The organism is Streptomyces montanisoli, from assembly GCF_017813245.1.
Classification (GTDB): Bacteria; Actinomycetota; Actinomycetes; order Streptomycetales; family Streptomycetaceae; genus Streptomyces; species Streptomyces montanisoli.
In genome coordinates, this window is sequence record NZ_JAGIQL010000108.1 from 1 (window position 1) to 23,904 (window position 23,904).

14 protein-coding genes, 1 tRNA gene and 3 pseudogenes are annotated in these 23,904 nt (G+C 70.1%); 10 read left to right on the forward strand and 8 right to left on the reverse strand.

Annotated elements, in window-relative coordinates:
- Positions 1-195, reverse strand: a pseudogene (locus tag JFN87_RS22775) (alpha/beta fold hydrolase); the annotation flags it as partial.
- Between the two features lie 5 nt (positions 196-200).
- Positions 201-1,796: a dynamin family protein gene (locus tag JFN87_RS22780; protein WP_209342788.1), complete on the reverse strand. Its 1,596-nt coding sequence runs from the start codon at positions 1,794-1,796 to the stop codon at positions 201-203.
- A gap of 319 nt (positions 1,797-2,115) precedes the next feature.
- Here JFN87_RS22780 and JFN87_RS22785 point away from each other — a divergent pair.
- Positions 2,116-2,188: transfer RNA gene (locus JFN87_RS22785), tRNA-Arg, on the forward strand.
- A 255-nt stretch (positions 2,189-2,443) separates the two neighbouring features.
- Here the strand turns inward: JFN87_RS22785 and JFN87_RS22790 are convergent.
- Positions 2,444-4,915: a PQQ-dependent sugar dehydrogenase gene (locus JFN87_RS22790; RefSeq protein ID WP_307865560.1), complete on the reverse strand. Its 2,472-nt coding sequence runs from the start codon at positions 4,913-4,915 to the stop codon at positions 2,444-2,446.
- A gap of 470 nt (positions 4,916-5,385) precedes the next feature.
- Between JFN87_RS22790 and JFN87_RS22795 the strand changes: the two genes are divergently transcribed.
- Entirely contained in the window at positions 5,386-6,378 is a 993-nt protein-coding gene (locus JFN87_RS22795; protein ID WP_209342770.1) for a sugar phosphate isomerase/epimerase family protein, read from the forward strand.
- 70 nt (positions 6,379-6,448) lie between these two features.
- Here the strand turns inward: JFN87_RS22795 and JFN87_RS33780 are convergent, their stop codons facing one another.
- The 5 genes and pseudogenes from JFN87_RS33780 to JFN87_RS22810 form a co-directional block, all read right to left on the reverse strand.
- On the reverse strand, positions 6,449-6,688 hold the full coding sequence (locus tag JFN87_RS33780) for a helix-turn-helix domain-containing protein (RefSeq protein WP_307865561.1): 240 nt from the start codon (positions 6,686-6,688) through the stop codon (positions 6,449-6,451).
- A gap of 267 nt (positions 6,689-6,955) precedes the next feature.
- Positions 6,956-7,912 carry a 3-keto-disaccharide hydrolase gene (locus JFN87_RS33785; RefSeq protein WP_504739786.1) on the reverse strand — a complete coding sequence of 319 codons (957 nt, stop codon included), beginning with the start codon at positions 7,910-7,912 and terminating at the stop codon, positions 6,956-6,958.
- A pseudogene (locus JFN87_RS22805) lies at positions 7,889-10,057 on the reverse strand (ThuA domain-containing protein); the annotation flags it as partial. The pseudogene JFN87_RS22805 and the gene JFN87_RS33785, both read right to left, overlap by 24 nt.
- Positions 10,058-11,005 (reverse strand): annotated as a pseudogene (locus JFN87_RS34585) (ThuA domain-containing protein); the annotation flags it as partial.
- A 96-nt stretch (positions 11,006-11,101) separates the two neighbouring features.
- On the reverse strand, positions 11,102-12,094 hold the full coding sequence (locus tag JFN87_RS22810; RefSeq protein WP_209342774.1) for a multicopper oxidase domain-containing protein: 993 nt from the start codon (positions 12,092-12,094) through the stop codon (positions 11,102-11,104).
- Positions 12,095-12,586: 492 nt separating this feature from the next.
- On the opposite strand from JFN87_RS22810, the gene JFN87_RS22815 reads away from it, so the two are divergent.
- The 8 genes from JFN87_RS22815 to JFN87_RS22850 all read left to right on the forward strand — a co-directional run bounded on the left by JFN87_RS22815 (position 12,587) and on the right by JFN87_RS22850 (position 23,568).
- The gene (locus JFN87_RS22815) at positions 12,587-14,437 is read left to right on the forward strand and encodes an OmpL47-type beta-barrel domain-containing protein (protein ID WP_372449271.1); all 1,851 of its coding nucleotides are present in this window, start codon (positions 12,587-12,589) and stop codon (positions 14,435-14,437) included.
- 246 nt (positions 14,438-14,683) lie between these two features.
- Positions 14,684-15,865, forward strand: a complete 1,182-nt coding sequence (locus tag JFN87_RS22820; protein ID WP_209342776.1) for an ROK family transcriptional regulator — start codon at positions 14,684-14,686, stop codon at positions 15,863-15,865.
- Between the two features lie 88 nt (positions 15,866-15,953).
- Complete coding sequence (locus JFN87_RS22825) at positions 15,954-17,210, forward strand: Gfo/Idh/MocA family protein (protein WP_209342778.1); 1,257 nt, start codon at positions 15,954-15,956, stop codon at positions 17,208-17,210.
- Between the two features lie 562 nt (positions 17,211-17,772).
- A complete protein-coding gene (locus tag JFN87_RS22830) occupies positions 17,773-19,287 on the forward strand; it encodes a sugar ABC transporter ATP-binding protein (RefSeq protein WP_245180945.1) in 1,515 nt (504 codons plus the stop codon).
- Complete coding sequence (locus tag JFN87_RS22835; RefSeq protein ID WP_209342779.1) at positions 19,284-20,345, forward strand: ABC transporter permease; 1,062 nt, start codon at positions 19,284-19,286, stop codon at positions 20,343-20,345. The genes JFN87_RS22830 and JFN87_RS22835 overlap by 4 nt, the downstream gene beginning before the upstream one ends.
- Before the next feature lie 26 nt (positions 20,346-20,371).
- Positions 20,372-21,439, forward strand: coding sequence for a substrate-binding domain-containing protein (locus JFN87_RS22840; protein WP_209342780.1), 1,068 nt, complete (start codon positions 20,372-20,374; stop codon positions 21,437-21,439).
- Positions 21,440-21,489: 50 nt separating this feature from the next.
- Positions 21,490-22,287, forward strand: coding sequence for a ThuA domain-containing protein (locus JFN87_RS22845; RefSeq protein ID WP_209342782.1), 798 nt, complete (start codon positions 21,490-21,492; stop codon positions 22,285-22,287).
- A 114-nt stretch (positions 22,288-22,401) separates the two neighbouring features.
- Complete coding sequence (locus JFN87_RS22850) at positions 22,402-23,568, forward strand: inositol-3-phosphate synthase (protein WP_209342785.1); 1,167 nt, start codon at positions 22,402-22,404, stop codon at positions 23,566-23,568.
- The last annotated feature ends 336 nt before the right edge of the window (positions 23,569-23,904 follow it).

Here is a 23,904-nt window from a genome sequence, read left to right on the forward strand (position 1 = left end):
GCGGTCAGCGCGGGCCCGGCCGCCCCCGCCGGACGGGGACCCGGCGCGCCCGGGGCCTCCAGGCGCGGTGAGGGAGGCCCCGCCGGCGCCGCCGGCGGCCTTCTCGGGGGCTGCCGACGTCTCCGGGCCGGCGGCCGCGTCCGTACCCGTACGCCTTCCGGCGCCCGCACCCGCCACATCCACCACATCACTCACGGGGATCACCTCGTTTCCTTCTGCAGTACGGACAGCGCGGCGATCAGCTCCGCCTGCGGCTCGGGCGCGACGCCCAGCGCTTCGAGCGGCGCGAGCCGCCGGTCGCGCTCCCCGTGCAGCACACGGTCGATGTACGCGGCCAGCAGCTCGGCCCCCGCGTCGCGCAGCCGCAGCGCGCCCTGCGCGCCTAGCAGCTCCGCGAGCCGCTCGCCCGCCGTGCGGGTGCGCCGCCCGCCCAGGAGCGAGGCGGCGAGCAGCGCCGAGACGGTCTCCGACTCGGGGGCGGCGTTGCGGTCGAGTTCGCGCACCTCCTCCTCCGCGAGCTCGTCGAGCTCGCGGCGCCAGCGCCGTACGCGCATCCCGACACGCTCCGGCGTCTCGGCGTCCTTGCCGGGTGCGGTCAGGGCGCGCGCCGCGGGCTCCCCCTCCCACACCTGCGCCACCCGCTCGTCGGCGGCGGCCACGGCGCACTGGAGCAGCGCGCCGAGGCTCTCCTCCAGCGAGTCGAGCAGCTCACGCGCCGAACTGTGGCGCGGGTAGCCGCGCCAGCGCGTACGGGCGTCTCCGGCGAGCACGGCGCCCTTCTGCAGCCGCCGGCGCAGGCGGTCGTTCTCGGCCGCGTACGCCTCGTCCACGGCGTTCATCAGGCGCCCGGACGCCGCGTGCTGGCAGGCGACGGCGGCGGCCAGTTCCGACATGCGCGCGCCGAGCGAGCGGACGACGCCGCTCGCCGTGCGGACGACCGTCTGCTGGCGGGCCGCCGGGTCGTACGCGCGGTGCGCGAGCCAGCCGAGCAGCGGGGCGACGGCCGTGGTGGGCAGCAGCCCGCTGCCGCCCGCCGTCGATTCCGGCAGCTCGGGGATGGTGAACCGCGGCACCTCGCCGAGACCGGCGCGTTTGAGCAGGGCGCCGTACTGCCGGGAGACCTCGTCGACCATCTGGTGCGGCACCCGGTCGAGCACCGTCACGAGGGTCGCGTCGTACTCCTTGGCGGCGCGCAGCATGTGCCAGGGGATGGCGTCGGCGTACCTGGACGCGGTGGTGACCATCACCCAGACGTCCGCCGCGCAGATCAACTCGGCCGCCAGCAGCCGGTTCTCCACGACGAGCGAGTCGACGTCCGGCGCGTCCAGGAGGGCGAGCCCGCGTGGCAGCGCCACCTCGGTCTCGACGACGAGCACGCCGCGGCCGTCGGTCCCGCGGGACGGCGCGGGGATCTGCTCGCGGTCCTGGGGCAGCCACACGCGGGTGAACCCGGGCAGGACGCGCGTGCCCGCGAACCAGTGGTGGTCCTCCGGATGGCAGACCAGTACGGGCGTGCGCGTGGTGGGCCGCAGCACGCCGGCCTCGGTGACCTGACGCCCCACCAGCGAATTGACGAGCGTGGACTTGCCGCCGCCGGTCGACCCGCCGACCACGGCGAGCAGCGGCGCGTCGGGGTCCCTGAGGCGGGGCAGCAGGTAGTCGTCCAGTTGCGCCAGCAACTCCCCCCGGCTCTGCCGCGCGCGGGGAGCGCCCGGCAGGGGCAGCGGAAGACGCACGGCAGCGACACGGTCGCGCAGCGCGGAGAGTGCGTCGATCAGCTCAGGCCGTACATCCAAGGTCACCACATGCGAAGAATGCCCAATTTGGTGCGCTTTTTGAAGCGTATAGCCACTTCTGCGCGCCGATAAGATCCGACTGGGTACCGTTCGGAAGATCCGACCGGACAGATGGGACGAGTGGGGCGCAGGCATAACGAGTGCACAACACCCGGCGCGCAGAGGGAAAAAACCGCTGCGGGATCGGAACTCGCCTGCGAGTATCGGTTCGCTTCACCGAACCTCCACAACATGCCATGGAGGTGAAGCAAACGGGCCAGGGTGATCGGACCCCTATCCTTGTCCCGGCCGGTCCCAGGACCGGCGCCAGCACCACCCGGCCCCCGTAGCTCAGTGGATAGAGCAGGCGCCTTCTAAGCGCTTGGCCGCAGGTTCGAGTCCTGCCGGGGGCACCGGAACGACACGTCAGGCTGAGACGTCTCCCTTGGTCAGCCCATACCTCCTCTCCCGGCTGTCGCCCTCGGCCGTCACGGCTCCTGCCTACCGGGTAGCGGAGCATCGTGTCGTGCTCAGGACCGCGCCGACCCCTTGCCGCGTCTGAGGCGGGAGCGGCGGCCCGGCGGAATGCGGCAGTCCCGCGGAATGCGGCAGTCCCGCCCCGGCCGTCGGTGACGGCCGGGGCGGGACTGCGGGGTGTCGCGGGCGCGTCAGCTCATCGTGAACGCGTCCAGGTCGAACAGGTCGCCGCTGCCTCCCTTGAAGACGAAGTACAGCTTGTGCGTGCCGCCCGGGTCGGTCACCGGTGCGCTGACGCTCTGGTAGGCGCCCCCGGTGTCACCGACCGTCGCCGTGCCGGCCAGGGGGCCGTCGGGCGCGTCGGTGTGGACCTCGATGGTGCCGCCCGCGCCGCTCGACGCCGCCCGGAAGTCGATCTTGCTGACTCCCTGGAGGTCGTACGGGTCGAACTCGATCCAGTCACCGTCGCTGATCGACGTGACCGCCGTGCCCTGCGCGCCGTTGCCCGAGGCTGTCTCGACGCCGGACTGCGAGCGGAAGAACTCCGCCTGCCTGCCCTTGGGCTGCAGCACGATCTGGGTCGTGCCGGTCAGGGCGGGGACCCCGGCGGTCGGGGACGTGTCGGTGTAGCTCGCGGAGAAGATGCCGTAGAAGTCGTCGGCGTCGGTGTGGCCCGCCGTCGTCATCGTGAACGTGCCGCTGCACCCCGTGGCCTGGGAGAGGTTGTGGGAGTGCATGTCGTGGCCGAGCGAGTAGCTGACCTGGACCTTGGAGCAGTCCACCGGGGTGCCGTCCGGGTCGGTCGCGTCGATCTTCCAGGCGACCTGGTCGCCGTCCTTGAACGTCAGCCCGTTGGGGGGCTGGGAGAACGACAAGATGGGCGCGGAGTTGCCCACCGTGACCAGGACGGCGGCGACACCCGTTCTGCCGCTCGGGTCGGACACCGTCAGCTTGGCGTGGTACTGGCCGTCGGCGGCGTAGGTGAACGACGGGGTGGCGCTCGTGGAGTCGGTCGTGCCGTCGTTGTCGAAGTCCCACGCGTAGGTGAGCTGGTCGTTCTCCGGGTCGGTCGATCCCGTGCCGTCGAACTTGACGGTCAGCGGTGTCGTGCCCGAGGTGACGTCCGTCTTGATGGCGGCGGTCGGCGCCTTGTTGCCCGGCGCGTACTCGATCTTGTAGAGCCCGGCGTCGAGCGAGCCGCCGAACCAGGCGCTGCCGTAGTCGAGCACGTACAGCGAGCCGTCGGGCCCGAACTCGGTGTCGATGGGCTCCACCAGGTGGGCCCAGTCGTTGCCGTCGGTCAGCGTGTCGATCGACTGGATCTTCCCGCTGCCGTCGGACGCGATCGGCTTGATCCAGTGGGCGCCGAACTCGTAGGCGAAGAACTTCCCGTCAAAGCTCTCGGGGAACTTGGCCGCGGACTTCAGGCCGGCGTCGTAGTGGTAGACCGGGCCGCCCATCGGCGCGCCCTGGCCGCCGAGTTCGGGGAAGAGGGGGTTGCCGGCGTAGTGGTTCCAGATCCAGGCCGGCTGGGCGGGCGGCAGGTTCTTCAGGCCGGTGTTCAGCGGCGCGTCGTTCACCGGGTGCGCGCAGTCGAACGGCTCCCCCGACTTGCCCGTGGCGAAGTCGTACCGCACGTACGGTGTGTTGTCGCCTATGCAGTACGGCCAGCCGAAGTAGCCGGGCTTGCTGATGCGGTTGTACTCGACGGTGTTCTCTGGACCGCGCTTGGGATCCGCGCTGCCGGCGTCCGGGCCGTAGTCGGCCAGGTAGACGACGTCCGTCTTCTTGTCGACGTGGAAGCGGAAGGGGTTGCGGAAGCCCATCGCGTAGATCTCGGGGCGGGTCTTCGGTGTGCCCTTGGGGAACAGGTTGCCCTTCGGGATCGTGTAGGTGCCGTTGTTGTGCACCTTGATCCGCAGCAGCTTGCCCCGCAGGTCGTTGGTGTTGGCCGTGGAACGCTCGTTGTCGAAGACGGGGTTGCGGCCCGGCCGCCGGTCGATGGGGGCGTAGCCGTCGGACTCGAACGGGTTGGAGTCGTCGCCGGTGCTCAGCAGCAGGTTGCCGTGGCCGTCGAAGTGCATGTCGCCCGCGACGTGGCAGCACTGCCCGCGGTCGGTGTCGACCTGAAGGATCTTCTTCTCGCTCGACAGGTCGAGCTTGCCGTCGCCGTAGGTGAAGCGGGATATCTGGTTGTAGCCCTTGTACGGCGCGAAGTCGGCGGCGGTGCCGTTCTCCGGCGCGTCGGACATCGGGGTGTCGAGCCGGGGCGCGTAGTAGGCGTAGACCCAGTGGTTCTTGGCGAAGTGCGGGTCGAGCACGATGGTCTGCAGCCCGTCCTCGTCGTGGGTGTACACCGACAGCTTCGCCGCCACGTCGGTGAGACCGTCGAGGGTCGTGTGGTAGATCGTGCCGTCGCGCGAGCTGTGCAGTGCGCTGCCGTCGGGCAGCACCGCGAGCCCCATGGGCTCGCCCACCTGGTCAGGGCCCTTGGCGAGGGTGACCTGCTGGAAGTCGGACGTCGCGGCGCTCGGCGCGGCAGCGGCCGACGGGCCGGGTGCCTGGGAGTGCGCCTGCGCTGACGACGATCCGGCCACCGCGACCCCCACGCCGAGCATGGCGCTCAACGTGGCGGTGAACAGCCGTCTCACTGGTGTACGCACGTACTTCCTGCCTCTCTTGGGGCGCTGTGATGGACATCGCGCGAGCGGTCGCGTCGCGCGGAACAGCGGGAGCAGATGGCGGGCCGGGACCGGACGCCCGGGCGGGCGCATGCCGGCGCACCGTGCGGTGTGGTGTGGTCGCGCGTTCCGGAGTGAGGGGGTGGGAAGTGGGGGCTCCGAGAGGGGCCCGGCCCTTGATGAAGTGTCACGAGCGTTGCGCCCTGACCATGGACTGTCAACCAGGTACTGCCCGGTAGCCGCGTTTCATGGCCTCAAGTGGCCATATCTTTTGCTCGTACGGTGAAAAGTCACGGTGGTGCGTGGTGAACTATCGACGGCCTCAGGCATTAGTTCGTCCGCAGTTCGTCCGCCGGAGGCCCGACACCGGGGTGAGGGCGTCGAGGACGCCTCCCCCATCACGGCCCGCCGCGGTCCACCGCGGCCCAGTGCTCCACCAGTGAGGAGTGAAGATGGGTCAGTTCGCCCATGACTTCGATCGCAGAGGTTTCCTGCGCGCGGCAGCCGCAGGCACCGTGGCCATCGGCGCGGCCACCTTCGCGGGCGCCGTGCCCGCGGCAGCGGCCCAGACGCCCGCAACGGACGCCCGTTCGCGCGGCGCCTGCCTGACCATCCCCAAGGACGCCATCGGCATCCAGCTCTACAGCGTCCGCGACAAGGTGAGCCAACTCGGCTTCCGCGTCGTCTTCGAGGAGCTGTCGCGGATGGGGTACAAGGAGGTCGAGTTCGCCGGCTACACGCAGGACACCTCCATACTCGGCCGGCAGATCACCGTGCCGGAGATCCGCACACTGCTCGACGACAACGGGCTGCGCGCCATCGGCAGCCACATCGGCATCGGCGCCTTCCGCAGCAACCTGCAGCAGGAGCTGGACAACGCCGAGATCCTCGGGATGCCGAACATCGGCACCCCGAACGCCCCTTCCGACACCCCCACGGTCGCCGGCTACAAGGCGGCCGCCGAGGAGTTCAACGGCTGGGGCGAGGCCGCCACGGCGCGCGGGCTCAAGCTCTACCAGCACAACCACTGGGCCGAGTGGGCCTTCGCCTCCGACCAGCCGGAGGTGCGCCTCTACGACGTCTTCCTGAACAACACCGACGCGCGCAACGTCTACCTGGAGATGGACGTGTACTGGGCCTTCGTCGGCCAGTTCCGCTACCCGGGCTTCGATCCGGCCGCGTACGTCCGCAAGCACCCCTACCGCTACACGCTGTTCCACATGAAGGACGGCACGTCCGACCCGAACGCGGCCGACGGTTACGACATGACCGAATTCGGCGCCGGCGACATGCGCTACCAGCGCTTCATCCACGCGATCGGACCGTTCGGCAACCACCACGGCATCTGGGAGCAGGACAACGCCCCCGGCACCCAGCCCGACCCGCCCGGCTCGCTCGGTGCGGCTCAGCACAGCTACACCGCGCTCGCGGACCTGCTGTCCTGACCCGTCCCGCCCCCGGCCCCGGCCGGCGCGTTCACCCGCGCCGGCCGGGGCCGCGTCGTGCCCGCGCGCGTCAGATCAGTCTGCGCCGGGCCGCCCAGGCGACGGCCTCGATGACGCTGCTGACGCCGATCTTGTCGCACACGCCGCGGCAGCGCCGCCGCACCGTGCGGGGGCAGACGTTGAGCCGCCGGGCGACGGACTCGACCGGCAGGCCGGTCGCCAGCAGCGACAGCAGGCGCACCTCGTCGCCGTGCAGGTATTCGTCCTCGGGTAGGGGCCGCCGGTCCGTCTGGTAGCCGAGTGCGGGCACTTCAGTCCTCCTTCGCCGTGTGCGGCCGGCCGGGAACGCGGGGAAGGCCACCATTCGGAGGCCTGGACCCGTGATCGACCGCGGGGTCGTCCAGCGCTTAAAAACGTTTCAAGTAGCTTGGGTAACCTCTTGCCTGCACACGGTCAAGACCGGCTGCGCCGATTGATCCGCATTGCTGCTTCTCCACGTGGAATCTTCCGCCGTGTCCGGCTCGCGCAGAGCCGGGCCCGGGGCTGCCGCCCCGAGCCCGGCGCCGACCGCTTCCTGCTACAGGTCCCGCACCCGGATGTTGCGGAACTCGATCAGGTCGTTGTCACTGTGGTTCTGCAGCCCCACGTAGCCGCTGAAGAACTGACGCAGGTCCGTGGGCGGATCACCCGCACGCGACGACGACTTGCCGGGCGTGTTGTCGAACTCGTTGATCACCACGCCGTTGCGGATCATCGTGTAGTGCTGTCCGACGACCCGGATCTCGTAGTCGTTCCACTGGCCCTTCGGGGTCACCCTCGCCTGATCGAGGTCGAGGGGGTCGAAATTGTACACCGAGCCCGTCTTCTGGGACTCGCTGCCGGTGCCGTCGTAGATCTGGATCTCGTTGCCGCAGTAGATCGCCACCCACTCGGGGGCCGAGCGAGCCGCTCCCGTCGTGCTGCAGCCCTCGGGCCGCTGGTCGAGTGGCGTGCGCAGGTCGGGGAACCTCACGAAGACACCGCTGTTGGCCCGGTTGTCGCCAGGAGCGGCGTCCCGGAACTGCAGCCTGATGGAGTAGTCCTTGAACGGCTGCTTGCTGTACCAGAGCATGCCCATGCCGCCGGAGCTGTGCAGGGTGCCGTCGGGCAGGAGCGAGAAGCCGCCCGCGCCCGCCTGGCTCCAGCCGGCCAGACTCTTCGCCGACCCGTCGAAGATGGGCCGGTATCCCGCGGTCTTGCCGATGGGCGACTTGGCGGCGTCCTTCTTGAGCGTCGCCGCTTCCTTGTTGTCGAGTGCGCCGTCCTTGCGGAACTGGTTGACGAGGCCGCTCAGGTGGCTGACGAACGCGCCGTGGCTCGACCAGGTCGACTCGTCGTCGATCAGGTCGTTGATCGTGCACCCGCCGCCGGCCTTGTGGTTGGCGACACCCGTGTCGGTGTCGAGCAGGTGCACCGTGGAACGGGCATCGGGCGCCGTGCAGCCCGCCGTCACGTCGATCTTCCCGGTGGCGTGCTCGCCGTTGGCGTACGTCACCTTCAGGGTGGCGTGGTAGGTGCCGTACGAGGCGTACGTGTGCGTCGGGTTGGCCTCGTGCGACGGCCGGCTGCCGTCACCGAAGTCCCACTCCCAGGCGACGCCTCCCGCCTTCGCGGCCGAGAACTGGACCGTACGCGGCTGGCTCTGCTTGACGACACGACCCGCCGCGTCGCTCGGGTTCGGCGTGGCCGGGCCACCGTGGTAGGCGACGCGGACCAGCTTCTGGTTCGGGTCGAGGCTGAAGAAGCCGCCGGCGTAGTCGAGCAGGTAGAGCGCGCCGTCGGGCCCGAACTTGGCGTCCATCCAGCTCTGGACCTTGTTGTCGCCGACGCCGCCGGGGAGGATCTGGCGCAGGTCCTCGCCGAAGGCCGGCTGGGAGTGGTCCTTGGCCTGGTCAGCGGTCGCGGTGACCGCGACACGGTTGTTGGGGTTGGACTCGTCGCCGATGAACCACTTGTTGTCCCAGTACGAGGGCCAGGCGACGCCGCTGCCGGTGTCGACCTCGGAGCGGTGGTACGTCGGCCCGTCCATGATGGCCTGGCCGCCGCCCTTGAGGTACGGCTCGGTGTACTTCTCGTCGCTCTGCACGTACGTCGGCAGCCCGCTGCCGTCGTCGCGCTTGGGGTAGACCACACCGCCGCCCTGGGGCGAGTACCAGATCATGTTGTTCCGGATCGGCGGGAGGTCGACGAGGCCGGTGTTGCGCGGCGAGGTGTTCTTCGGGTGGTCGCAGTCGTACCAGCCCGTCAGGACGCTCGCGTCGGTGTTGCTCCGGTCGCGGTAGGGCTGCTTGTTGCCCATGCAGTACGGCCAGCCCTGGTTGCCGGCCGACGTGATGATGGTCGCGGTCTCGTACTTGGCCGGGCCGAGCTCCGGGTCGGGCGTCGGCGCGTCGGGACCGACCCAGCCGGCGGTCAGCCAGTTGTTGGTCTTGTCCCAGGCGATCCGGGCGATGTTGCGCACGCCCATCACGTAGATCTCCGGGCGGGTCTTGCCGCCGCCCTCCTCCTTGCCGGTGAAGAGGTTGCCCTCGGGGATCGTGTACGTGCCGTCGGCCTCGGGGTGGATCCGCAGGATCTTGCCGTTGAGGTTGTTGGTGTTGCCGGCCGTGCGGCGGGCGTCCTGGAACGACAGGCCCTTGTAGTCCTTCGTCCAGTTGTTGCCGGAGTAGCCGGCGCCCGCTCCCTGCGAGGAGTTGTTGTCACCGACGCCGACGTACAGGTTGCCCTTGTTGTCGAACGTCATGCCGCCGCCGGCGTGGCAGCAGCTGTGGATCTGCGCGGTCCAGTGCAGCAGGTCCTTGCGGGTGGACTGGTCGATCGACTGCTTCTTCGCGTCGTACGTCAGCCGCGAGACGGTGCGCTGACCGGTCTGCTTGTCCCGGTCGACCGACTCGTGCGGCATCCAGTAGACGTAGATCCAGCCGTTCTGCTCGAACTTGGGGTCCAGCGTGATGCCGACCAGGCCCTCCTCGTTCTTGACCAGCTCGTCGCCGCTGCCCCGGTTGCCCATCACGTCGAGCGTGGTGAGCAGCTTGACCTTCTTGGTCTTGGGGTCCCACTGGTGGATCGTGCCGCAGCCGAGCCCCACCTTCGGGTCGCTCCAGTCGGTGATCGGGCCGCTCGGGCAGGCCGCCTTGCCGATGTAGAAGACCTTGCCGTCGGGGGCGATCGTCAGGCCGTGCGGCTCGCCGATCTGGTCGAGCTGCCCCGGCTGGTTCTTGCCGGTGAGCCGTTCGACGGAGTAGTTCGAGGCGATGGTCGCCTGGCAGTCGCCGCGCACCATGCCGGTCGTCCACTCGATGGCGCCGAGCAGGTGGCTCTGGAACTTGGTGTCCGAGGTGTAGCTGTCCTCGGTGCGGCCCATGCCGGTGTAGAAGGACCGGCCGCCGTCGTAGTCACGGCACCAGGAGATCGGGTGGAACGGACCGTTGCCCGCCGGGCCCGGGTCGTAGGAGTTCTCCTCCACCTGGGCGACGGTCTGCACCTTGCCGTTCGGGTTCGGGTCCCAGTTCATCCACTGGTCCGACCGGGTCCACTTGAGCGGCAGGCCCTTGTTCGCCGGGTGCTGCCGGTCGGTGACGTCCACGACCGCCTTCTGCACCTTCGTCTCGGGCGCGGGCGCCGGGTCGGCTCCGAACAGCCGCAGCTCGGCCAGTTGGATCAGCGGCTCACCCGAGTTGTCCGTGACGTTCAGCCGGTAGTACTGGTAGGCCGTCGTGTTGGTGAACTTGTACTGCTTGGTCTGGAACCGGTCGGGGAAGCTCTGGCCGGTCTCGGTGTCCAGCGTCTTCCAGGACTTGCCGTCCTGCGAGCCCTGGAGGTTGAAGTCCTTGGGGTCGCGGCCCGGGTAGTCGTTGGCAGACGTCAGCGCGTACTGGGACACGGCGACGGCATGGTCCATCTTCGCCGTGACCCAGCCGGTCTTGCCGTGGGCCAGCCACTTGGTGGAGTTGCTGCCGTCGAACAGCTTGTCCTTGGTCTCGCTCGGCGGGTTGTCGTCGCTCGCCGTGACCTCCGCGACCTTCTCGGACGCGGGGAGGCTGGCGGCCGGGCGCGTGCCGATCAGGCCGGTGAACCAGCTGGAGTCGGCGTCCGCGCGCGCGGCGTCGTGGACGCCGACGAAGCCGCCGCCGCCCTTGACGTACGCCTGGAACGCGGACTCCTCGTCGGAGGTGAGGGACACGCCGTTGGCGGACAGGAAGACGACGCCGCGGTACTTGGCCAGGCTGTCGGCGGTGAAGACGGACGGGTCGTCCGACTCGTCCACGGAGAAGCCGTTCTTCTGCCCGAGTTCCTCGACCGCCGAGGCGGCGGCCTTCACCGGGTCGTCCTGCTTGGCGGCAGGACCGTGGAAGACCAGGACCTTCACCGAGGACGCGGCGGCGGCGCCCGCGTCCTCGGCCTTCGCTGTCCTGGGCTGCGCCTGTGCCTGCATGGTCGGCAGCGCGGCAAGTCCCAGCGCCAGCGCGGAGCTGGACAGCAGGACGACCGCACGGCGCCATGACCGTGCGTTGCGGTGGGTGCGCGCGTGCGGCGACGGTGGTGCTCCGCTCCGTCGATACAGCGCGTACCGGTCTCTTCGGCCCATTCTTGCTCCTTGACTCGATCCGACAACTCAGCAGTGGTCAGGGGGTGGAGCGGGGGGTGGAGTGAGGGGACGGGGGGCTCTCGCGGGCCGCGCCCGTCACATGCCGTGCGTGCCGCCGGGGACGGTTCCGTCGGCCTCGGTCACCAGGAACGTGCCGTACATCCCCATGTCCGCGTGGCTCTGGACGTGGCAGTGGTACATCCACATGCCGGCGCCGACCCCTTCGCCCGCGATCACCTGGAACCCGAAGGAGTCGGCGGGCCCTGTCGTCTTCGTGTCGATGACGCGGCTGACGTCCTGGGGGCCTTGCAAAATTCCCGTGCGGTTGTCCACCCAGCGGTGGCCGTGCACGTGGAAGGTGTGGAAGAAGTCGCCGTGGGTGATCATGATGAACTCCACCCGCTCGCCGCGCACGGCCTTGAAGGTGGGGGTGTCGGGGGCGATCCTGTTGTTGATCGTCATGTTGTTGAACACGACCGTGAACTGCTTGTCGGGCAGTACGTCGCCCTTGCGCCGCACCACGACGGGGCCGTAGAGGCCCTGCTTGATCCCCTGGGTGCCGTGCCTGGTACCGACGTTGTGGTCGTGGTAGTGCCAGTAGCCGGCGCTGCCGGGCCGCCATGTGCCGTCGTGGCTCTTGCCGGGGGTGTGGGTGTGCCAGACGTAGGTGCGTCTGGCGCCCGGCTCGACGACGCTGTCGTTCATCAGGGTGCCGTCGCTCGCGACGTCGTAGTCCAGGCCGTGCACGTGCAGGCTGGCGGCCACGTCGAGGTTGTTGACCACCTCGATGTTCATGGTGTCGCCCTCGGTCAGCTCGATGAGCGGGCCGGGGATCGTCGCCTTGCCGGGCTCCAGGCCGTAGCCCATCTCCCCGTTCGGCAACTTCTCCATGTACAGCGTCAGGTCGCGTACCTGACCGCCCTTGCCGTTCTTGCCGTTGCCGTTCCCGTTTCCGTTTCCGTTTCCCGTGGGGTCGGCCGCCGCGGTGCCGCCGAACAGGGTGGGGACGGCGGCCGCGGCGGCGGCCCCGATGGCGAACGATCGCCGGGAGATGGGGCGTGGAGCGTCGTCTGCGCCTGAGTCCGTCATCGCTCTCCAATCCGCGACAGGCGCGGGCGCCTGCGGGCGTTTCGTGGTCATGAGGTGCGCCGCTTCGGGCAACACAGCTTCCGTACGCGGCGGTTGGCATTGGCGTGCCGGGCGTTCGGCCCCGCGGGGCCGGCGGAGCGTGGAACGGGTGGGTCCGCGGTCAGGGTGACGGACCGCACCCAGGAACGGCCTCACCGTAACGGCGCCGCCCGAGTTTTTCCAGACCCAGGTCAAAGTTCGTCGGATTGCGGGCATAGACCTTGGCGAACCATCAAAAGGGAGCTAGCTTCCGAACGTTGCCACGCGTGAAATCCGCGCGGCACCCACCCGGCCCGGCGGCTGGTCATCCACCCGGCGGAACCGCGGATCCGTACGCGGTACCGCAACAAGCGATTCGCGAAAGGTGCAGCGGTGTTCAGAAGACTGCTCCATGCCCAGACGGATCCGCCCCCATCGAGCTCGGCGCGACGGCACACGTTCAGCAGGCATCCGGTGCTGGTGGCACTGGTGGCCGTCCTGCTCACGGCGTTCTCGCTGGCCGCACCCGCCGCGTACGCGGCGGTCAGCCGCGGCAGCGCCGCGGCGGCGACGGCTGCGCCCGAACAGGTGCTCACCTGGACGGCGGGAGACAACTACCTGGGGTACATGTCCACCCCCACCACCGCGGTGGCGGGGCCGGCGACGATCGTGTTCGAGAACAGCGCGGCGACCGGCAACACGACCGGGCTGCCGCACACGCTGACGTTCGACACCTCGAACCCCGACTACAACAACGACGTCAGCCTGAACATCCAGGCGAGCCCGTCGGACTCCAGCGGGGGCAGGCACACGGCCGAGGTCACCCTGACGCCCGGTGTCTACCGCTACTACTGCACGATGCCAGGACACATCATGTCGGGCGAGCTGACCGTCACGGCGGCGCCCGGCAACGACGACACGACGGCACCCGACACGTCGGCCTCGGTGTCCGGCACGAAGGACGCCAACGGTGACTACGTCGGCGGCGCGACGGTGACCGTGACCGCATCGGACGCCGACTCGGGCGTCGCGAAGGTGGAGTACGCGCTCGACGGCGGCGCCTTCTCGCCCTACACCGACCCCGTCCAGGTGACCACCGCGGGCGACCACACGGTCTCCTACCGGGCCACCGACAAGGCCGGCAACACCTCGGCGGTCAAGACGGCCTCCTTCACCGTGGTCGCCGCACCGCCCGAGGACACGACCGCCCCTGACACCTCCGCCACCGTCTCCGGCACCAAGGATGCCAACGGCGACTACGTCGACAGCGCGACGGTGACCGTGACCGCATCGGACGCCGACTCGGGCGTCGCGAAGGTGGAGTACGCGCTCGACGGCGGAGCCTTCTCCCCCTACACCGACCCCGTCCAGGTGACCACCGCGGGCGACCACTCGCTCTCCTACCGGGCCACCGACAAGGCCGGCAACACCTCGGGCGCGAAGACCGTCTCGTTCACCGTGGTCGTCGCCGCACCGCCCGAGGACACCACCGCCCCCGACACCTCCGCCACCGTCTCAGGCACCAAGGACGCCAATGGCGACTACGTCGCCGACGCGACGGTGACCGTGACCGCGTCCGACACGGAGTCGGGAATCGCCACCATCGAGTACTCGCTCGACGGCGGGGCCTACGCGGACTACACCGCGCCCGTACTCGTCAGCGACACGGGCGACCACTCGCTCTCCTACCGGGCGACGGACAAGGCCGGGAACACCTCGGCGGCCAAGTCCGTCTCGTTCACCGTGGCCGCCGCACCGCCGCAGGACACGACGGCGCCCGACACCTCGGCCTCCGTGTCCGGCACCAAGGACGACTCGGGCGACTACGTCGGCAGCGCGACGGTGACGGTGACCGCCTCGGACGCCGACTCGGGCGTGGCCGGCATCGAGTACTCGCTCGACGGCGGCCCCTACCTGGCGTACTCGGCGCCGGTGGTGGTCAACAGGACGGGAGACCACACCGTCCTGTACCGGGCCACCGACAAGGCCGGCAACACCTCAGAGGCCAAGTCGCTGTCCCTGACCGTCGTCGACAGCAAGCCGCCCACCAACTGCCCCGAGTCGGACGACCGTTCCACGGTGTTCACCGGCACGGTCGACACGGGCGTCCCCAACCGTGTGACCGCGAACGGCTGCACGATCAACGAGCTGATCGAGGACCACCGTGCCTGGGACAGCCACGGCGCCTTCGTCTCGGGGGTCGGCAAGCTCGTCAAGCAGCTGCGGCACGAGGGCGTCATCGACCAGCGGGAAGCGGCTCAGATCAAGAAGGCCGCCGGACGCTCCGACGTCGGCAAGCCGGCCGCGGCTCACGCGGAGCGGTGAGCCGAGCTGAGGTGAGCTGAGGTGAGGTGCGGGCGGGGGCCGCGGGTCCCCGCCCGCGCGAACCGCGGCAGTCGGCAGGCGGGGGCTTCGACCTGCCTTTGTCCACTGCGAGATAAAAGTTCAACCGGTGGCCGCACAACTTCTTTCGTGTTCGACACCGCGATGGTACGGTCCTTTTGAAAGTGGCACCCCCGAACTGCCGGGCGTGCACGCGTTTTTCCACGACGGGAGGGCGGCGTGAGGCGAATGACGGCTCGACCGGCCAATGTCCACCAGGCCAGCCTGCTGCGCCTGCTGCGCGACCTCGGTCCGCAGTCCCGCGTCGCCCTGGGCGACCATGTCGAACTGTCGCGCTCCAAGCTCGCGGTCGAGATCGACCGGCTGCTGGAGACGGGCCTCGTCGTCCAGGACGGCCTCGCCGCCTCCCGCGGCGGCCGCCGCTCGCACAACGTGCGGATCGCCCCGTCACTGCGCTTCCTCGGCGTGGACATCGGCGCCACCTCGGTGGACGCCGCCGTCACCAACGCGGAGCTCGAGGTGCTCGGCCACCTGTCCGAGCCGCTCGACGTGCGCGAGGGCCCGGTCGCCGTGTTCGAGCGGGTGCTCGCCCTGGCAGCCAAGTTGCGCGAGTCCGGCCTCGCCGAGCACTTCGACGGCGCCGGCATCGGGCTGCCCGGCCCCGTCAGGTTTCCCGAAGGCGTCCCGGTCGCACCGCCCATCATGCCGGGGTGGGACGGGTTCCCCGTCCGCGAGGCGCTGAGCCAGGAGCTCGGCTGCCCCGTCCTCGTCGACAACGACGTAAACCTGATGGCGCTCGGCGAGCAACAGGCCGGTGTCGCACGCTCCGCGCGCGACTTCCTGTGCGTCAAGGTCGGCACCGGCATCGGCTGCGGCATCGTCGTCGGCGGCGCGGTGCACCGTGGTGTCACCGGCAGCGCGGGCGACATCGGGCACATCCAGGTCGACCCCAACGGCCCGCAGTGTGCCTGCGGCAACGTCGGCTGCCTGGAAGCACACTTCGGCGGACACGCCCTGGTGCGCGACGCGACCGCGCTCGCCGAGTCGGGCCGTTCCGCCGAGCTGGCCGCGCGGCTCGAAGCGGCCGGGCGGCTGATCCCGCAGGACGTGGCCGCGGCCGCCGGTGCGGGTGACACGGCGGCCCTCGAGATGATCCGCGCCGGCGGCACCCGCACCGGCCAGGTCATCGCGGGCCTCGTCAGCTTCTTCAACCCCGGCCTCGTGGTCATCGGAGGCGGCCTCACCGGCCTCGGCCACACGCTCCTCGCCTCCATCCGCACCCAGGTCTACCGGCAGTCCCTGCCGCTGGCGACCGGCAACCTGCCGATCGTCCTCGGCGAGCTCGGCCAGATCGCCGGCGTCGTCGGCGCCACCCGTCTCATCAGCGACCACGTCTTCTCACCGGCCTGACGCCCCCGCGCGCGGCCGGCTCCCGTTCCCCCCGCGAACGGACGCGTTCCCGCGTCCGTCACCCGCGCCCACAAGACCAGGAGCGCCTATGGACAGTCAGCACAGCTCGCCCGAGATCGGGGTGGGCATGGTCGGATACGCCTTCATGGGCCAGGCGCACTCGCATGCCTGGCGCTCCGTCGCCTCCGCCTTCGACCTGCCCATGCGCCCGGTCATGGCCGCCCTCGGGGGCCGCGAGCAGGCAGCACTTCAGCAAGCGGCAGGGCGCCTGGGCTGGGCCGCGACCGAGACCGACTGGCGCGCGCTGATCGCGCGACCCGACGTGGCGCTCGTGGACATCTGCACACCCGGTTCGAGCCACGCCGAGATCGCCATCGCGGCGCTTGAGGCCGGCAAGCACGTGTTGTGCGAGAAGCCGCTCGCCAACACCGTCGAGGAGGCGGAGGCCATGGCGGCCGCCGCGACCGCGGCCGCGCGCCGCGGTGTGCGCTCGATGGTGGGGTTCAGCTACCGGCGCGCACCGGCGCTCGCGTTCGCCCGCCGGCTGATCACCGAGGGCCGCCTCGGCACACTGCGGCACGTACGCACCCAGTACCTCCAGGACTGGATCGTCGATCCGGAATTCCCCCTGGTATGGCGGCTGAAGCGCGAGCACGCCGGTTCCGGTGCGCTCGGTGACCTGGGCGCCCACATCGTCGACCTGGCCCAGTTCCTCGTCGGCGAGCCGCTGTCGGGGGTCGCCGCCCTCACGGAGACGTTCGTCCGCGAACGCCCGCTGCCCGCCGCCTCGGCGGGGCTCGCGGCCGCCGCCGACGGGGCGGCAGCACGCGGGCCCGTGACGGTGGACGACGCGGCGCTGTTCCTCGGCAGGTTCCCCGGCGGCGCGGTCGCCTCCTTCGAGGCCACCCGGGTGGCATCGGGGCGGAAGAACGCGCTGCGCATCGAGATCAACGGCGACCAGGGCAGCCTCGCCTTCGACATGGAACGCATGAACGAGCTGGAGTTCCACGACCACACGGAGCCGGCCGCGACGGCGGGCTTCCGACGCATCCTCGTCACCGAGCCCGACCACCCCTACCTCGAAGGGTGGTGGCCACCGGGCCACGGACTCGGCTACGACCACACCTTCGTGCACCAGATGCGCGACCTGATCCACGCCATCGGCGAGGACCGCGACCCCGAGCCGTCCTTCGCGGACGGCCTGCGGGTGCAGCGCGTGCTGGCCGCGGTGGAGGACAGCGCCGCGAACGGCAGCGCCTGGACGCCCGTCGTCCACACGGGCGTTGCTCCAGGCGGCCCGCAGCCGCCGTCCAGGACCGACACCCCCGTCACGGTCGCTCCCTGAAACAGGAGGACTTCAAGAAAGAAAAGTTTCCGGGACTTCGCCGAACCACCCGGTCGAACTACTCGCGAGTATCCGCTCGCCGCACAATTCCTATTCGCCGGCCGGGGTGGGCGGAACACAATACCACCCTGCCCCGATACGGGTTTCGCCAACCATTCCCGACCGAAGTCCCTTGGCCGGCGGGGCCACCGCCGCCCGTACGTCTGAAGACAGAGTTCGCAGGTCGACAGCGTACGGGCGGGGTGCGACCGTGGTGTGCGCCGAAACCGATTGCCGCGAACCGTTACAGGAGTTGCCGCTTCCGGCCACGAAGGCCGAGGACGGTTCGCGAACCCTTTTCAAACAACGCTGCGAATACTACCTTCCTCTCAGCTCGACAGGCGGCCGCGAGCGGCCTCTTCCGTCAAGCACGCACGGACGCACGAACGCATCGGAAATACCCGACCGGAACCCCGGAGGCCGACGTCCGCGAGGAACCATCTGATCAGCGAGATCGACAAGTCGACGAACCGTCATGGTGCCCGCACAGGGCCCGCGGACACCGCATCACACAGGGAGACCCATGAGTGCCCCGCTGCTCGAGATGCAAGGCGTCGTGAAGGAGTTCCCCGGCGTCCGGGCCCTCGACGGCGTCGACCTCGACGTGGTCGCCGGAGAGGTGCACTGCCTGCTGGGCCAGAACGGCGCCGGCAAGTCGACCCTCATCAAGGTCCTCGCGGGCGCCCACAAGACCGACGAGGGACACATCGCCTGGGAGGGCGAGCCGGTGGCCCTGACGAGCCCGACCGCCGCCATGCGGCACGGCATCGCCACCATCTACCAGGAACTCGACCTGGCCGACGGCCTGTCGGTGGCGGAGAACATCTACCTGGGCCACGAGCAGGCGCGCATGGGCTTCACCCGGCGCTCGCGGATGCACGACGCCGCGCGCCAACTGCTGCGCCGGCTCGGCCATCCGGAGATCCCCGCGACCCGCGAGGTGGGCGAGCTGTCCGCCGCGGGCAAGCAGCTCGTGTCCATGGCGCGCGCGCTCTCCCACGAGGCCAGACTCATCATCATGGACGAACCCTCCGCGGTACTCGCCCACGACGAGGTGGACAACCTCTTCCGGATCATCGCCGACCTCACCGCCGCGGGCGTCGCCGTCGTCTACATCTCCCACCGCATGGAGGAGATCCGCCGCATCGGCGACCGCGTCACCGTCCTCAAGGACGGCCGCACCGTCGCCAGGGGGCTGCCCGCGCGCACCACGCCCACCTCCGAGCTGGTCGCGCTGATGACCGGGCGCACCGTCGAGTCCGTCTTCCCGCCGCGGCGCGATGCCGGCGAAGGACCCGAGGAGCGTCCTGTGCTCCTGGACGTCGAACACCTCACCCTTCCCGGGAAGTTCGAGGACGTCTCCCTCACGGTCAGGGCCGGCGAGATCGTCGGGCTCGCCGGCCTGGTCGGCTCGGGACGCTCGGAGGTCCTCGAAACGGTCTACGGCGCACGGCGCCCGTCCTCGGGGCGCGTCAGCGTGGCCGGAACCGCCCTGCGGCCCGGCTCCATCGCCGCCGCCGTCAGGGCGGGCGTCGGCCTCGCACCGGAGGAACGCAAGAGCCAGGCGCTGTTCCTGCACTCCTCCATCGCCCACAACGTGTCCATGTCGTCGCTGCGGCGATTCGCCCACGCCGGGTTCATGGACTCGCGCACCGAACTGAACGCCACGGCGGAAGCCGTCCGCGCGCTCGACCTGAGGCCACCCGACCCGACCCGGCCGGTGCGCACGCTCTCCGGCGGCAACCAGCAGAAGGCCGTCGTGGCCCGCTGGCTGCTCACCGACTGCCGGCTCCTGCTGCTCGACGAGCCGACGCGCGGCGTGGACGTCGGGGCGCGGGCCGAGCTGTACGCGCTGATCCGGCGCCTCGCGGACTCCGGCGTCGGCGTGCTCCTCGTCTCCAGCGAGGTGCCCGAGGTCCTGGGCCTCGCCGACCGCGTACTCGTCCTGCGCGAGGGGCGGGTGGTCACCGAGGCCGCGGCGCGCGACCTCGACGAATCGATCGTGCTCGACCTCGTGATGGAAGGGAGCTCCGCATGAGCCAGCAGACCAGTCCCCCCGACGGGAGCGGTCCGCTGCCCGCGACCGGCAAGGAATCCGCACCCGGATCCGCCCGGAGGACCGGCTCGTCACCCGGCAAGCCGGGCGGGCCCGCGTTCCTCGGCCACATGGGCAGGGTGCGCAACCTCGGCCTGTTCGCGGTGCTCGTCCTGCTCTGCGTCGTCGGCGCGCTGACCTCGGACAACTTCGCGACCAGCCAGAACGCCCTGGTCATCCTCAGCAGCGCGGCCGTCATCGGTGTCATCACGATCGGCCAGTCCTTCGTCATCATCGGCGGCGGCATCGACCTGTCCGTCGGCGCGATCGTGGCGCTCGCGTCCGTGTGGTGCACCACGGTGGCCACCCAGTCCTACGGGCTCGGCGGGATGATCCTCTGCGCGCTGGTGGTGGGCGCCGTCGTCGGCCTCGTCAACGGCGTGATCATCGCCTACGGCCGCATCGTCGCGTTCATCACGACGATCGCCATGATGGCGAGCGCGCGCGGGCTGGCGGAACGTATCTCCGACCGGCAGTCGCAGGTCGTCACGGTCCAGTCGTTCAACTCGATCGCCTCGACCAGGTTCCTGGGCATCCCGCTGCTGGTCTACATCCTGGCGGTCGCCGTGGCCGCCGGGTGGGTGCTGCTCAACCGCACCACCTTCGGCCGCAGGACGTTCGCCATCGGCGGCAACCAGGAGGCCGCGCGCCTCGCCGGCCTCGGCGTGCGGCGCCACACCATGCTGCTGTACGTCCTGTCCGGCCTGTGCTGCGGCATCGCCGCGGTCATGCTGACCGCCCGTACCACCTCGGGCGCCAGCAACCTCGGCAACCTGTACGAGCTGGACTCGATCGCCGCGGTGATCATCGGCGGCACGCTGCTGACCGGCGGCCGCGGCTCGCTCGTCGGCTCGATCCTGGGTGTCCTGGTGTTCACCACGATCACCAACATCTTCGTCCTGAACAACCTGACGACCGACATCCAGCAGATCGCCAAGGGCCTGATCATCGTCGCCGCCGTGCTGATCCAGCGACGCGGCCGAAAAGGCGCCACCCCATAGACCCCGTGACTGGAAGGACAAGCGAGATGAACAAGCGCGGACGCGGCGGCCTCGACCGCAGAAGCCTCCTGTTCAGCGGTGCAGCACTCGGCGGCGGAGCCCTGGTGGCAGGCTGCACGAGCAACAAGACCCCCGACGACTCGCCGGGCAACCTGAACGCGGCGGCGAAGGCCGGCACCGACAACGACAAGCCGGGCAAGCAGGTGACCATCGGCTTCTCGGCCCCCGCGGCCGACCACGGCTGGATGGCCGCCATCTCCAAGAACGCCTCGGCTCAGGCCAAGCAGTACTCGGACGTGCACCTGGAGGTCGTCGAGGGCACCAACGACGTCAACGCCCAGATCAGCCAGGTCCAGACGCTGATCGGCAAGAAGGTCGACATCCTGGTCATCCTGCCCTTCGACGGCAAGGCGCTGACCGCCGTGGCCCAGCAGGCGATGGACGCGGGCATCCCCGTCGTCAACGTCGACCGCGTCTTCGACACGCCACTCGCGTACCGGACGTGGATCGGCGGCGACAACTTCGGCATGGGCCTCAACGCCGGCCTGTACATCGGCAAGACCCTCAAGGCGAAGGGCGTCGCCAAGCCCGTGATCGGCGAGATCGCCGGCATCGACAACCTGGAACTCACCAAGCAGCGCAGCGCCGGACTCAAGAAAGGCCTGGCGAAGTACGGCTTCACCGTCGGGATCCGGCAGGCCGCCGACTTCACCGCGGACTCGGGACAGCAGGTGATGAGCAACGTGCTGCAGGCACGCTCCCACCTCGACGCGGTGTGGAACCACGACGACGACCAGGGAATCGGTGTGGAGGCGGCCATCAAGCAGGCGGGCCGCAGCGAGTTCTTCATGGTCGGCGGCGCGGGATCCAAGCACGTGATGCAGGAGATCAAGGCGGACAACTCCGTGATCAAGGCCACGGTCGTCTACCCGTCGAACATGTCCGCTTCGGCCATCAAGCTCGCCCGGCTGATAGCCCAGCACAAGGCCATCGGCGACCTCGTCGGGCAGGACCTGCCGTCCTCGCTGACCCTGTACTCGGCGACCGTCACCAAGGAGAACGTCGACCAGTACCTGCCCGGGGCCTTCAGCTGAGCCGCGCACACCTCACCAGGAACCAGGAACCAGGTCACGAAAGGTTGATGATGTCCCGCAACGGTATCGTCGCGCTGCTGTCGGCGGCCGCTCTGGCCCTGCCGCTGGCGGCCACCACCGCCACCGCACACGCGGACACACCGGCGTACGACGTGCTGGTGTTCTCGAAGACCACCGGATTCCGGCACGACTCCATCCCCGACGGCGTCGCCGCCATCCAGAAGCTCGGCCAGGAACACGGCTTCCACGTCGACACGACCGAGGACGCCACGGTGTTCAACGACACCGACCTGGCGAAGTACCAGTCGGTCGTGTTCCTTTCCACCACGGGCGACCCGCTGGACCAGCAGGCCGAGAAGGACGCCTTCCAGCGCTACATCGAGCACGGCGGCGGCTACGTCGGCATCCACGCCGCCGCCGACTCCGGCTACACCTGGTCCTGGTACGGCGGCCTGGTCGGTGCGTACTTCAAGGACCACCCGACGCCCCAGCAGGCCACGGTCAACGTCGTGGGCAAGGGCACCGCGGCCACGAGGGACCTGCCGAACCGCTGGAAGCGCACCGACGAGTGGTACAACTACCGCTCCAACCCGCGCGAGAACGTGCGGGTCCTGGCCACGCTGGACGAGCGGACGTACGACCCGGTCGGCTACAACGGCGGCTCCATGGGCGCGGACCACCCGATCGCCTGGTGCCACCCGTACGACGGGGGCCGCGCCTTCTACACGGGCATGGGCCACACCAAGGAGAGCTACACCGACCCGCTGTTCCTCTCGCACATCCTCGGCGGCATCGAGATGACGGCCGGTGCGGCGAAGTTCAACTGCGACACGGAACACACCGGCTGACCCGGACCACACACGGGTCACACGGGTCACACGGTCACACGGGTCAGCGATATCGACGGCGACGAACGAGACGGCCGGGGCGCGAGCGCGCCCCGGCCCGATGGAGGTGACGATATGCCAGGTCAGCGCAGTCGTACGGGCGTCTGGTTGGTGGGGGCGCGCGGATCGGTGGCCACCACGGTCGTCGCCGGCACCGCGGCCCTGCGTGCGGGTCTTGCCGGGACGGCGGGGTGTGTCACCGAGCAGCCGGGTTTCCCGGACGCCGGTCTGCCTGCCCTGTCCGACCTGGTCTTCGGCGGCCACGACGTGGCCTGCACGCCGCTGCCGAAGCGGGCCGAGCAGCTCGTCGAGGCCGGCGTGCTGCCGCACGGGCTGCCCGCCGGAATCCAGGACGACCTGGCCGCCGCGGACGCCGAGATACGCCAGGCTCCGCTCCCTGACGGCACCACGAGCCAGGGGGACGCCGTCGCGGCGATACGCGATGACATCGTTGCCTTCCGCGAGCGGCACGGCCTCGCGCGCGTAGTCGTCGTCAACGTGTCGTCGACGGAACCGGTACTCGCGCCGCACCCCGCGCACGACTCGGCCGGGGCCCTGCGCGCGGCCCTCGCCGCCGGTGAGGACGTGCTGCCGCCCAGTTCGCTGTACGCGCTGGCCGCGATCACGGCCGGGTGCGCGCACGTCGACTTCACACCGTCCGCCGGCATGCGGATCCCCGCGCTGCACAAGCTGGCCGAGGAGGCCGGCGTGCCGTACGCGGGCAACGACGGCAAGACCGGCGAGACACTGCTCAAGGCCACCCTGGGGCCGATGTTCGCGGCCCGCGGCCTGCGGGTGAGGGCCTGGTCGGGCACCAACCTGCTGGGCGGCGGCGACGGTGAGACGCTCGCGGACCCGGCCGCGAGCGCCAGCAAGGAGGTCTCCAAGCAGCACGTGCTGGGCAGGACGCTGGGGCACCCCGTGGAGGGTGAGGTCCACATCGACTACGTGCCCTCGCTCGGCGACTGGAAGACCGCGTGGGACCACGTGGCGTTCGACGGGTTCCTCGGCGTGCGGATGAACCTCCAGTTCACCTGGGTCGGCTGCGACTCGGCGCTGGCCGCTCCGCTGGTGATGGACCTCGCCCGGCTGACCGCGCGCGCTCATGAGCGTGGAGTGTCCGGCCCACTGGGCGAGTTGGGCTTCTTCTTCAAGGACCCGGTCGGCACGGACGAGCACGCGGTGATGGCCCAGTACGAGACGCTGCGCGCCTTCGCCGCCGGTCTCGGGGGCGGCCGGTGACCCGCCGTTTCCGGGAGCGGCCGGTGACCCGCCCGTCCCGTGGTCGGTCGGTGACCCGCCCGTCCCCGCGGCGGCCAGGCGCGGGTGCCGTCCGGCGTCTGCGGGACCTCGCCGAGCTGGTGCGTGCCCCGGCCGCGCTTTCTGTGCCGGGCGTCGTTCTTGCCCGGGCGGCCGCCCCCTGCCTTCTTGTTGCCCGGCTTTCTGTGCGCTGATTCGATGATCTCTCGTCTGGATTTCTATCATCGTTTTTTTTCGTTTTCCGTCCTTTGCTTTGTAATATGGGACGGGGGGGGGGGGGGGGGGGGGGAGGAGGGGGGGGGCGGGGGGGGGGGGGGT